Source organism: Nostoc sp., from assembly GCF_036917515.1.
Taxonomy (GTDB): Bacteria; Cyanobacteriota; Cyanobacteriia; order Cyanobacteriales; family Nostocaceae; genus Nostoc.
The window spans coordinates 59,052-70,968 of sequence record NZ_JBALDE010000107.1 but is presented as its reverse complement, the minus strand read 5'-3'; the positions used below and the strand labels follow the sequence as shown (position 1 = coordinate 70,968).

Annotated in this window: 15 protein-coding genes; 6 read left to right on the top strand and 9 right to left on the bottom strand. The window is 42.1% G+C overall.

Going from position 1 to position 11,917, the window contains the following annotated elements; translation table 11 throughout:
• Positions 1 to 159 precede the first annotated feature (159 nt).
• On the bottom strand, positions 160 to 408 hold the full coding sequence (locus V7K89_RS13905; protein WP_335048517.1) for a DUF6761 family protein: 249 nt from the start codon (positions 406 to 408) through the stop codon (positions 160 to 162).
• A gap of 573 nt (positions 409 to 981) precedes the next feature.
• Between V7K89_RS13905 and V7K89_RS13900 the strand changes: the two genes are divergently transcribed.
• The gene (locus V7K89_RS13900) at positions 982 to 1,755 is read left to right on the top strand and encodes a response regulator transcription factor (protein WP_335187961.1); all 774 of its coding nucleotides are present in this window, start codon (positions 982 to 984) and stop codon (positions 1,753 to 1,755) included.
• An 86-nt stretch (positions 1,756 to 1,841) separates the two neighbouring features.
• Here V7K89_RS13900 and V7K89_RS13895 read toward each other — a convergent pair whose 3' ends face one another.
• The 4 genes from V7K89_RS13895 to V7K89_RS13880 form a co-directional block, all read right to left on the bottom strand.
• Positions 1,842 to 2,615: an ABC transporter ATP-binding protein gene (locus V7K89_RS13895; RefSeq protein ID WP_335187971.1), complete on the bottom strand. Its 774-nt coding sequence runs from the start codon at positions 2,613 to 2,615 to the stop codon at positions 1,842 to 1,844.
• A gap of 143 nt (positions 2,616 to 2,758) precedes the next feature.
• A complete protein-coding gene (locus V7K89_RS13890; RefSeq protein ID WP_335187959.1) occupies positions 2,759 to 3,325 on the bottom strand; it encodes a hypothetical protein in 567 nt (188 codons plus the stop codon).
• A 68-nt stretch (positions 3,326 to 3,393) separates the two neighbouring features.
• The gene (locus tag V7K89_RS13885) at positions 3,394 to 3,855 is read right to left on the bottom strand and encodes a DUF4079 domain-containing protein (protein ID WP_335187956.1); all 462 of its coding nucleotides are present in this window, start codon (positions 3,853 to 3,855) and stop codon (positions 3,394 to 3,396) included.
• 225 nt (positions 3,856 to 4,080) lie between these two features.
• Positions 4,081 to 4,476, bottom strand: a complete 396-nt coding sequence (locus V7K89_RS13880; RefSeq protein WP_335187954.1) for a DUF1830 domain-containing protein — start codon at positions 4,474 to 4,476, stop codon at positions 4,081 to 4,083.
• Positions 4,477 to 5,062: 586 nt separating this feature from the next.
• Between V7K89_RS13880 and V7K89_RS13875 the strand changes: the two genes are divergently transcribed.
• From V7K89_RS13875 to V7K89_RS13855, 5 genes are all read left to right on the top strand, one after another.
• Complete coding sequence (locus V7K89_RS13875) at positions 5,063 to 6,655, top strand: photosystem II high light acclimation radical SAM protein (protein WP_335187952.1); 1,593 nt, start codon at positions 5,063 to 5,065, stop codon at positions 6,653 to 6,655.
• Positions 6,656 to 6,713: 58 nt separating this feature from the next.
• Positions 6,714 to 8,102 (top strand): DICT sensory domain-containing protein, encoded by a 1,389-nt coding sequence (locus V7K89_RS13870; RefSeq protein WP_335187950.1) that lies wholly within the window; start codon positions 6,714 to 6,716, stop codon positions 8,100 to 8,102.
• Positions 8,099 to 8,737, top strand: coding sequence for a pentapeptide repeat-containing protein (locus V7K89_RS13865; RefSeq protein ID WP_335187948.1), 639 nt, complete (start codon positions 8,099 to 8,101; stop codon positions 8,735 to 8,737). The genes V7K89_RS13870 and V7K89_RS13865 overlap by 4 nt, the downstream gene beginning before the upstream one ends.
• Positions 8,738 to 8,788: 51 nt before the next feature.
• Entirely contained in the window at positions 8,789 to 9,031 is a 243-nt protein-coding gene (locus tag V7K89_RS13860) for a hypothetical protein (RefSeq protein WP_335187947.1), read from the top strand.
• 115 nt (positions 9,032 to 9,146) lie between these two features.
• Positions 9,147 to 9,302, top strand: coding sequence for a hypothetical protein (locus tag V7K89_RS13855; RefSeq protein ID WP_335187945.1), 156 nt, complete (start codon positions 9,147 to 9,149; stop codon positions 9,300 to 9,302).
• A gap of 182 nt (positions 9,303 to 9,484) precedes the next feature.
• Here V7K89_RS13855 and V7K89_RS13850 read toward each other — a convergent pair whose 3' ends face one another.
• The 4 genes from V7K89_RS13850 to V7K89_RS13835 all read right to left on the bottom strand — a co-directional run bounded on the left by V7K89_RS13850 (position 9,485) and on the right by V7K89_RS13835 (position 11,861).
• On the bottom strand, positions 9,485 to 10,426 hold the full coding sequence (locus V7K89_RS13850; protein WP_335187943.1) for a S1 RNA-binding domain-containing protein: 942 nt from the start codon (positions 10,424 to 10,426) through the stop codon (positions 9,485 to 9,487).
• Positions 10,427 to 10,587: 161 nt separating this feature from the next.
• Positions 10,588 to 10,815, bottom strand: a complete 228-nt coding sequence (locus V7K89_RS13845; protein WP_335187941.1) for a hypothetical protein — start codon at positions 10,813 to 10,815, stop codon at positions 10,588 to 10,590.
• Between the two features lie 4 nt (positions 10,816 to 10,819).
• On the bottom strand, positions 10,820 to 10,996 hold the full coding sequence (locus tag V7K89_RS13840; protein WP_335187939.1) for a hypothetical protein: 177 nt from the start codon (positions 10,994 to 10,996) through the stop codon (positions 10,820 to 10,822).
• A gap of 37 nt (positions 10,997 to 11,033) precedes the next feature.
• Positions 11,034 to 11,861 (bottom strand): CPBP family intramembrane glutamic endopeptidase, encoded by an 828-nt coding sequence (locus V7K89_RS13835; RefSeq protein WP_335187937.1) that lies wholly within the window; start codon positions 11,859 to 11,861, stop codon positions 11,034 to 11,036.
• Positions 11,862 to 11,917: the final 56 nt, after the last annotated feature.

The window sequence follows — 11,917 nt, the reverse complement described above, 5'->3', positions numbered from 1 at the left end:
TAACCCGAAGAATATCGGGAGCCGTGTGCCATGAAAGTGGCACGCACGGTTCTAACAGAGAGGTGCGTGGGATAATACCCACCATCGACTCTAACAATAATATGCTATAATTATCTGTCGGTAATTAACGGTTACTATCAATGACCAGGTAAATGGTACTTAGTAGTAATCGGGTTGTGGCTGTGGCTGCGGGACTGCAAAGTTCGACCCATCGTACAAGTAGCGGCTGGCTTCTTCTTCTAAGCGATGAATCAAAAAAGGTTCAATGACGTTGCTATGTCGCAGTGCGGCTAGATATCCATCCAAATACATCCGCATATCATCCATGCGATAACCGCGATTCCATAGCTCGACGAAGGCGTCAGTGAGTCTTTGGTAATAGCGGATGGTTTGTGTGTCTTGGAGCATAACTGCTGTATTAATCTCTTTGGAATGAGAATTGTAAATGATTCACGATCAAATGTGAAGTGTAATTTCACTTTGGCATCAACTCAAAGTCAACACATCTACTTTGGGTATTATCCTCATATCAATAACAAGCTACTTTAATCCTATTCCAGAAAACACCGATTCTAGTTCGCTGCTAAGTTATTTTTTTTATTTTCACAATCAATAGCCCAATTGTATTGATATTATATTCCTGAATATAAGCACTAAATTTTGACGAAAAAATCGACTCCATCATCAAGTTGAAAAGCTGTTGGGTTCTAAATATTTGTCATATAACACCCATCTCAAAGCAAAATGTCAAGCTAAGAGAAGCTAAGAGAAGTTTTCATAAGTCTAACAAAACTTTCGATAAATTTAATAAAAATTTAATAATATTTCTAATTGCCTATCGGCAAGGCATAACTTAAAGATATTGCCATTCATTTTATTAGGAAATGTAAAGTTAATTGCAATTGAAGTAACAAAGGCTACAAAACCTTAGACATGGGCTTGTTACTTTGAAAGTCATCGACGCTAAGGGATCTTGCCACCGTGGGTTCGGTTTGTATAGAAATCATTGAGGGGAATCCCCATCTGAGGTCGTTGTTGGGTTGGCACTTGCAACAACTGGAATACCGCGTGCATCAAGCTGCCAGTATTTATCAAGCAAGGGAAGTATTTTTAAGCCATCAACCAGCACTGATAGTTTTAGATGCAGACCTACCTGATGGTGATGGCATTGAGTTTTGTCGTTGGTTGCATCGTCAGCAGCAGCCTCTAATCTTAATGCTATCTGCCCGTAATAGTGAAGCTGATATAGTTGCAGGTTTAAAGGCGGGTGCAGATGATTACCTGAGCAAACCTTTTGGAATGCAAGAGTTTTTGGCACGGGTAGAGGCACTGATTCGCCGGAAGCGCACACCTACTGCACCAGCTTATTTGGATTATGGCACTTTGCAAATCGATTTAGTTCAGCGTCGTGTCCGCTTTCAAGGGGAATTTATTGACTTAACGCCCCAGGAATTCAGTTTACTGTATGTTTTAGCACAAGCTGGAGGAGTACCTCTAAGTAGATCGGAATTACTGCGTCGTGCTTGGCCTGACGCTATTGATAACCCTCGTACTATTGATACTCACGTTTTATCGCTGCGGAAAAAGGTTGAACTCGATCCCCGGCAACCCAATTTGATTCAAACTATCCGCAATGTTGGATACCGTTTTAATATGGAAATTTTGAATACCAATATTTCACAATCACAGACAACAAAGTTAGCTAGAGAGAGATTTAATAATCAACGTTCAACACTTACTAGTAGTCAAGTGTGATGGGGCATTGGGCATTGGGTATTGGGCATTGGGCATAGGGGAGTAAGATAACGACTCCTGACTTCTGTCTCCTTATCAAGCCAAATTTAAAATCCAAAATCGTCTTGGTTTGCTGCTTGAATCAGGCTTTTTCGTAATTCAATCCAGTCTATTTCTGAGGCTGTTTGATTTGCGAATAAATGACCTTGTTGCAGGTGTAATAACTGAGCGCAAAACATCTCGGCTAGTTCCAGTTGATGATTTACCATTAAAATTGTGGTTTGATGAGTTTGACTCAACTGAGTTAAGACTTGCATTAGATGAGTAGCCGTACTAGCATCTAGGGCAGAGGTTGGCTCGTCTAATAATAATATTTTAGGCTGGATGACTAAGGCACGAGCGATCGCTACTAGTTGTCGTTGTCCCGCAGAAAGTTGTACCTCTGTTCGCCCTAACCATTCACTGGGAATGTGCAGTTGTTCTGTCCAGTAATCGATTCGTTGCTGAATTGTCTGTTTGGGCAAACCACGCAAAACTAAAGGATAAGCCAAGGCTTGCCCAACCGTCATCCCCAACAGCTTTGACTCTTGCAATACAAGTACAAGCATCTGCCGTAACTGGATAACGGTAATTTGGCGATATTCTTGATTTTCTAGATAGAGCTTACCACTTGTGGGTTCAATTAGGCGGTTGATGAGGCGTAATAACGAAGTTTTCCCAGCACCTACTGGGCCTACAATGGCAATGCGATCGCTTTGGAATACCTCTAAGGAAATATCCTGCAATATGGGGTATCCTTGCTGATTGCCGGGAAGTTGGGTTTTCAGCTTTGTAAACAGATTAACTTGCTCTAGCCTGAGTGTGGCTTTTGCTGTATTCACGGGGAGTGGGGAGATGGGGAAGCAGGGGGCAGAGGGAGCAGGGGAGGCAGGGAAGGCAGGGGAAGAAGAACTATTTATTGATTCTTGAGCCATGCCCAATGTCCAATGCCCCATGCCCCATGCCCCATGCCCAATGCCTAATTTTAAGTTAATTGTGCAGTAGTTAAGGCTGTAGCGATCGCCCAGCCATCGACTAATAGTAGCAGCAGAGTGAATACTAGTAAAATCAGGTACATCCAAGGCTGCGCTAAAGGGCGAACATCTGTAGTGTCAATACTTGTCTTTGCTTGGACAATTTGTACCAAACGGGCGAATCCAGCTACACGCATCGGTAATAAATAAGCTTTCCCATCCTGGCTGAGGAAGTAATAAACTAACCCTCCTTGTCCAGTGCTACGGGGTTTTAACTCTTTCACCTCTGACCAAGGTAAAGACCAGCCTTTACGAAAAAAGCTCGGCACCCAGGCGGGGTAAGTAACCTGAATTCTCTCGTCATCTACCATTACTTGTTCAGTTAATACCGCATACAAGGCAACAAAACCGATGCCAATCCCTATCCACAATAGTTCTGGAGGTACGGGTGCAGCTGTTACCTGCGATAAGAAGGGTAATGGGACTGTGAGTGCTATGTATAGACTCAGCAACGTTATCCGAATCAAAGGAGACAAACGAAAAACAGAAGCTGAGATATTGGCTGAGTTTGCTGTCACGGCTCAATTACAATGCTTTTCTTCATTGTAGGGTAGGTCTATGTCCCTGGTAGTTGGCGTGTGTTAGTTCACGGTAAATACTTTTGCACTACAATCCAACCAGTAAGGGATACCCAGGCAAATCCTATAAACAAAATAATATTGACACTGATATGTAACGGTCTAGCCCAAGGTCGTCTGACACTAATTTGGGTGGCACTGAAAGCAGACAGTAGAACTAATGCTACCACTATTAATCCAGCGATTAAGTGTGATGAGTGACCTAAAGAACCAAAGTGCCCGAAAGTGCCAACAATACCGATCGCTAGCAACAGTAGCACTAAACTTACCATGCTGAAGCCCATTGTATAGTGGAGCGATCGCACCCCTCTATTACCGCCTATAAATGGGGTAAAAAAAGGGAATTGCTGCGAAGTTCTTGCCCGAAACATCCAAACGCCGGTAATTGCTAATATCATATATGCCAGCAGGCATAATCCCATTGACCAGGCGGCTATTTTCCACAACCAAAGAAATGAAGGCAGATTCATAAGATTGATTGTAAATGAGATGAGGGGGACAAGGGGGACAAGGAGACAAGGTGACAAGGTGACTAAAGTTAGAACTTCCAACAAATCTTTCCCTTCCCCTTGTCCCCAAGTCTCTTCTCAATTCCCAATGCCCGATGACCCATCCCCCATATCCAATTTTCAATAAATAATAAACAAAAAGGGCTGCTGAATTAGCAACCCTTAAATTTAGATAAAATTGTTTTTTTAATCAACCGAGGCTAAACCAAGCATTTGCAAGGATTTTGTAGTATCTGGGATTTTTTTATTGATTTGCTGCACCATTAATTTGGTATTAATAGGGTCTTTTCCATCTGATGAGTCTGTATCAAACTCAAAAGTACTGGGTTCTTCGAGCATCAGGCGATCGCACGGAATCGTATCGGATAAAATTGCACTTGCCATCATCCCTGTATGAATCTCCACTTGACCTTTTAGCGGAGCTTCAAAAACTAAACGTTGTCCAGGGAAAACAACCCTTTCAAAGTACCAGTTGGGAATATTGGAGATGCGAGCTACCTGTATTTTGCTCGTGGCATTAACGTAGCAGCAGAGAATTTTTTCTGCTTGCTCAGTTGGTAGAGGATCTAGTATTTGAGCCATAACTGCTGAGGAGCTTTACGCCACAATTTAACATTACACTAGCCAAGCCTAGCACTCACTGATCCCCAATTGTTGTAACTGCGAATACCAACTGAGTAATTAGAGATTATTTCTATCTAAAGATATACTTTTAGTTATAAAAATTTTGTGAAAATTCCCACATTTTTCGGAATTATACATTATGGATAAATGTTTTTGAGATTTTTCTGGTATAAAAGTTTCAATTCTCTTCAAACAGATTGTTAGGAAATTGACATAACAGCGATCCCCTTGCTTTTTGCGTAGCGAGGAAATAAGTTTTGCTGTTTCATCTATCCCAGGATTATCGGCTGGGATCGTCGCTTAATGAATAAACTCAATGTTATGGTAAAACTATATGAAAAAATATCTTCAGAAAGCTCTCTATAAATTCCATGTATTTTTTATGTACAGCAATTTTAGCGTTTTACACAGTTGCTAAGAGCAGGTTAAGGATTAGCAATAATTGGCTGAAATGTCAAGCTAAATTGTGATAAATAAAACCAAATAAAATAAGCACACTCTTTAAAACTAGATGTTTCTCTCGCTTTCTCCACAGGTTGGCAAGATGGAAGTTAAAACACAGATGATAGAAAATCGAATTCTTTATGTTCGCCTTCCTTGTAACCCCATCTTTCCGATTGGGGTTGTCTACCTGAGCGATCATGTCCACAAGCAGTTTCCTAATATTGAACAGCGCATCTTTGATTTGGGAACAGTGCCACCTTTAGATTACAGTTCGGCTCTGGATCGTTGTATTGATGAATTTAAACCGACACTATTAGTATTTTCTTGGCGGGATATTCAAATTTATGCCCCAGTTGGCGGACGTGGTGGTAATCCACTGCAAAATGCCTTTGAATTTTACTACGCTAAAAATCCTCTATTGAAACTACGTGGCGGATTGGGCGGTTTGCGAATCTTTATCGCTTACTATGTAGAATTGTGGCGAAACCAGAGCTTAATCAAACACGGTTTAAAACGTGCTCAAAAATATCATTCTGATGCCCGTGTAGTTGTCGGTGGTGGTGCAGTCAGCGTATTTTACGAGCAACTGGGTAGAAGCTTACCCCAAGGGACGATTATTTCTGTGGGTGAAGGCGAAACCCTGCTAGAAAAACTTTTAAGTGGCAGAGATTTTCGAGATGAACGCTGTTACGTTGCCGGAGAAACTCAACCACGGAAACGGCTAATTCACGAACAACCTACCCCAATAGAAAAAACAGCTTGTAACTACAACTACATCGAAAGCATCTGGCCGGAATTTAACTATTACCTGCAAGAGCAAGACTTTTATATAGGTGTACAAACTAAGCGTGGTTGTCCTCACAACTGTTGTTATTGCGTTTATACCGTTGTCGAAGGCAAGCAAGTACGCATCAACTCAGCAGATGAAGTAGTTGCTGAGATGCGCCAATTATACGATCGCGGCATTCGCAATTTCTGGTTTACCGATGCCCAATTCATCCCCGCGAAAAAATTTATCGCCGACGCTGTAGAACTATTGCAAAAAATCGTCGATTCTGGTATGACAGATATCCACTGGGCAGCATATATCAGAGCCGACAATTTGACACCCGAATTGTGTGACTTGATGGCGAAAACCGGGATGAACTATTTTGAAATCGGGATTACCAGTGGTTCTCAAGAACTTGTGCGGAAAATGCGGATGGGGTACAATCTGCGAACCGTCTTGCAAAACTGCCGTGACTTAAAAGCCGCTGGTTTCAACGACTTAGTTTCCGTCAACTACTCTTTTAACGTGATTGACGAACGTCCTGAAACCATCCGCCAAACCATCGCTTACCACCGCGAACTAGAACAGATTTTTGGTGCTGATAAAGTCGAACCTGCCATCTTCTTTATTGGACTACAACCTCATACCCATTTAGAAGAATACGCTTTCAAAGAAGGCATCCTCAAACCAGGGTACAATCCAATGAGTTTGATGCCGTGGACAGCCAAAAAACTTCTCTGGAATCCCGAACCCCTTGGTTCATTTTTTGGCGAAGTCTGCTTACAAGCTTGGCAACAAAACCCCAACGACTTCGGACGCGAAGTTATGAAAATTTTAGAAGAAAAGCTAGGTTGTGCTGATTTAAAAGCATCACTGACAGCACCATTAGAAACGAAAGAAAAACAGTTAGCAGGTGTATCCTAGTAAACACGAATTCTAATTTTATTCCTCTGTGCCTCTACGGTTATTTTTATCAAATCCCATGTTAGAAGGTTCAATTTTACAACAGCTAGAAACAGCTCATCGCCACACCACCAGACCAATTCGATTTGGTGTTTACTACAAAAATACCTTAGTTTCCCTGTGCCACGCTCTCGAAGACCATATCTTAACCGACGACGGTACACCCTTAGTGATCACAGCCTTCCAACAGGGTAAATGGTATCTACAAGAAGCTGAACGATATGCAGACATCGCCCAGCGCAGCCGCCAAATTGCCATCATGGCTGCCGTTGAATCCGGCTTTGCTGAACATCCTACCAGCCAGTTACCCAATGTAGACTTAGTAGCATTAGATTCAGCCGATCCAGTATCGCAAGAGTGGCATTTAATTATTTTATCGCCAGATTACACAGCAATGGTAATTTGTCAAGAATTATCAGAGGCTGATTATGGTAACGCTGGAGTGCCGACATCAGACTTAGAGCGCAAATTCTATGGTTTGTGGACATTTGAGCCAGAGTTAGTGCAAGAGACAGCAGAAATAGCGATCGCTCACATTAGTAAATACAACCCAGAACTGGCAAAAAAACTCACAGCCGATAAACAGCAAATTGTACCGTCAATGGACAGAACCCAAAATTTAGGTGCAGTTGTCTCCCGTGTAGTAGATTACCTCCAGACTGGGCAAGAGAATTTATCCATCCCCACAGCGCTTCAGAAACAAACCCTAGATCGCAACTTGGTTTCTAACGAAATCCAAGCCTTTTTGCGAATGGCGCAACTGATGGATATGGCAGATGTCAACAATCCAATGGCAGCTGCGGAAGTAGTAGTTCTTGCGGAAGCGATTGCCCAGCTTTTGGATCTTCCTGCATGGCAGATTAAGAGATTGCGGCTAGCGGCTTTGTTGCATCGCATAGATCCATTACAAAATGCAGAAAGTGTCCTCACTTCTGGTAGTATACCGACACGCTATCAAGAAGACGCCCCCTGTTGTCCTTTAATACCAGGAGCGCAAGTATTGCGAACAATGCCACGACTGCGAGCCGTTGCCCAAATTATTACTCACCAAACCGAGTGGTGGAATGGTTTAGGAGAACCAGGAGGTTTAGCTAGAGATGAAATTCCCTTAGAGTCGAGAATTTTGGCATTATTGGCAGACTTTCAGTGGCGAATCAATCAGCAAAAATCGTCAAATCAAAGCCGGGAACAGATATTTACTCAAGCTTTAGATGAGTGCAGACAGCAACAATCTACCCGCTTTGACCCTAAACTTATAGATACCCTAGCTTTATTAGTAATGGGTTTACAACAGGGACTTGACTTACCCTTGATGACACCCAAATTTAGCGCCGGCATCTGGATACTTGATTCCCAATGGGATAGCCACAGCAAGATAAGTGAGGAGATTGGTAGTTACTTTACATGAATATTGAAGCCATTAAATTAGGAAAACTCAAACAACTTCCAGGGGCAAATTTAGAAGACGAGGAGCTCTCCCGACTGGATTTAAGCCGGATTAATCTTGCTGGCGCTACCCTTGTCGGCACTAATTTCGCTGGTTCTAAACTCGAAGGTGGGCATTTGGAAGGGGCAAATTTGATGGGAGCTAACCTTCAACAAACTGACTTGCGGGCGAACCTCATAGGAGCAAACCTGATGCAAGCAGATTTAACAGGTGCTGACTTGCGGGGTAGTAACTTGCGTGGCGCTAACTTGATGGGAGCCAGACTCAGTGATGTGTCATTGGTAGGTGCTTTCTTGAGTGGTGCCAATTTGATGAATGTGAACTTACAAAGCGTAGACTTGCGCGGTGCTGATTTGCGCGGTGCAAACCTGACTGGGGCAAATCTTAAAGGTGCAGACTTGAGTCGAGCCGATTTACAAGGGGCTTTGTTGAGTGAAGCAAACCTGGAAGAAGCTGACTTGCGGGGGGCGAATTTGGCAGGGGCAAATTTTTCAGGGGCGAATTTGCTTTGTGCAGAGTTAGAAGGTGCAAATTTAAGCGGCGTTAATTTGAATAAAGCGTGTGTGGTGGGTACTGTGGTTGAGACTCTTGCATAAAGATTGTACCGAAAAGCCCAGTATACTTGGGTATTGTTAAAATTTCCGCAAATGACACCCGTCGCCGCACAAGTCTCAATTACCGCAATTATTCCCATGTTGACTGCGATCGCAAATCGGCAATGGGAACAGTTCAAAGAACTGGAGACAGATTTTGTATTCCAGTATGGACTAGAGGTATGGCAAAAGGTTTTTAATTTCCGTCTCAAGCCAGCACTGGATAAAGATTCTGACAAATGGCTACTGATCCAGTGGTGTAGTGAAGGAATTATCTCAGTCAAAAATGTGGCTTAGGTGCGATCGCGCAAGGTAAATTAGTTTTTATTCTCATCCGAAAGTCACGGTTTCGCCGTTTTGCAGTATTCTTAGCTATTGTTAAAATTTTTGCAGATGAAGCAGATAAAAATTTGTGAGTCTACAAGAAGTTATCAAACTAGCAAAGCAGTTTTCAACTATGGACAAAGTACGTTTGATCCAGCAAATTGCTCCTAATATAGAACGTGAGTTAACAGATAAACTGTCTACCCATCCCCGCCAATCCTTGTGGGGGCTATGTGCTGTTTAGGAAACGCACCTTCTACAGAGGAAATTGATGTAGCCCGTAGTGAAGAATGGGCTAACTTTCCACGGGAGGATATTTGATGCTGCGTGCTGTAGCTGACACCCATGTAGTAATTTGGTACATTTTTGGCAATTCATGATTATCAACAACTGCCCAGAATACTATAGTCCGTTGCACCAGGATTGTTATGCTGCACTTCCACAATTCTCTAGAACAACTCGACCATTTTCAGCATCTAGTTTGATGATCATTACCTTCAAGTAGTCATTAACTTTGAAGGCTTGATTTGGATGGTCAAAAGATGAAAAGATCATCTTTGAAGTCGGCAACAAGGCATATAAATCTCCAATATCAACAAACACACCATAGTCTTTGATACGTCGTATAGTACCGCTAACAACCTGACCAACCTGTAACTGCCTAAGTCTGATTGAAACAGAGCGATGGATCAGTAATAAGCCATTATTAAACTCCTCTTCCACTTTTATAATCTTGAGAGGAAGTTCCTCTCCTACTACCAATTCTTCCCTATGCTTATCAACATAAGTACGAATTAAGCCTTGCAAACCCTCAATTTTCACTATTGCACCCTGCCTAATTTTTTTAAGGATTTTTCCATATACTGTTACGTCCTCAGCCTGTAATTGCCGTACCCGTTCCCATGCTGTTCGCATCTCTAGTTTGCGAATTGAAAAAGAAACCGTTGGAGGATGCTCTTGAGAACATAAGAACCACTGAATCCTTGCTGATACCCCGCCTCCATGAACAGCACGAATTTTAGTGTGTACGATCAGATATTCTCTACTTATAGGATGACCACATTTTTTAGAAGCCAGATCCAATGCAACCTCGTACAAGCGATGGCTATCTTTCAGTGTCTCAGGCGAACAATGAGAGAAGAAAATATCGTGTTCACCATCGTAATTTCCCACAACCAGAAATTCTCGGATTTCATTTAGTTGCAGGGCTTCTTCTGGGGACTGAATCTCAGCGAATGATAGCTCTACTAATGGCACAAAAGCTAGTTCATCTGTATCAAAATCAACCAGAACACCTGTAGGCTCCAGCTTAATGATTTTTCCAGTTATGATACCGTCGAGTTGAAAGCTATCTAAACTAAAGCTCATAGCATAGTGGGCTTAACATAACTGATTATAACTATGTGCCAATTCGGGAAAAGCACCTTCTACACAGAAAATCGATATAGCGTGTAGTGAAGAATAGACTAGCTTTCCACGGAAGGATATTTGATGTTGTCTGCTATAGCTGACACCCATTCAATCATCTATTACGTTTTTGGCGATTTGCGATTATCAATATATTCTTGTGGGAAAATTTGCCTTCCTAATACCAGCGCTTCTTGCCTTTCCTCATCTGTCATATAATCATCTTGCTTGAGTCCGCTAGGAGTGCATTGAGGATTTCCTCCTGCATCTAAATATCGCTGACGCGCGATCGCAAATAGTTCTAATATTCTTTGGGCTTGCTGCTGTTTAATGGTACTAAATTGCGTCATCGTTTTATTCCCATCCGAAGGTCACTACTTCGCCGTTTTGTAATATCGTTGCCAAGGGTAAAATAGTGCTAGGAGTTTGAATGTGCCAATACCCTGTGTCTTCATCATATAATCTCCAAACAAGTAAATTTAGAGCTTCTAGGGCATTTATTACCAAGTATTGCTCTTCTGTTGGTTCCACAAATGCTAGGTATGTATGTAAGCCAGTGCTGATCTTATCAGAGAGGCGATCGCCCACGCCCGCGTACCCACAAAGATAATACACTCATTAACAACACCCCCATCACTCCTTGCAGGGGATTATTATTCACACCTGTTACCCAATCAGGAACTTGACCAGAATATTTCACTAATTTACCTACATTAATAATGTAGTAACCCCAAACTAAACCACCATGCAAACCAATTGGAAAACCCAAGCGTCCCCTCCGCCAACGCTTTCCCCATACCTGCGTTAACCCCAACAATACTAAAGCTGGAAATTGCGGCAGTGTATGAATAATTGCCTCCAAGGGTTTAATAAAGTGCAATGTAGCAAAGGCAGTTGCATCTGTCCACAATGCCACACGCGGACTGTAATCTCGTTGTAATTCATCTAGTAACCAGCCTCGGAATAACAATTCTTCAGCAAGTCCAACACCAAAGCCAACAAGTAAACCTTCTAAAATCACTTTCAGCAAAAAAACTTTCGGTTGTTGCCACACCAACCAACCCAAAAAACTTTCTACCCCAAAAAGTATCAAAATATTAATTATGCCCAGAGCCAAGCCACGCAGTAAATCTACACCGTTTTGCCGCGTGAATTCTAAACCATAATGCCGCAGAATTTGGGGCTGCTGGTAGACATATTTACCCCATAATCTCAAAATCAAAATAAATACTGCATATAACAATACTAATGTCAATATACTTTCTAAGTTTGAATCATGCACTAGTAAGTATATTGGTGTAGCCAATGGCAACCATAGCAACAATAAAGTCAAAATAAAAGCACCCAGCCTAATAAGGGCAGGGCGTTCAGCTAAACGGACAAGGTTTTTTTTCATACTAAATAAGTCACTAATCAGCAGCCAATACTCTAAATTTCGACTAATGACCAATG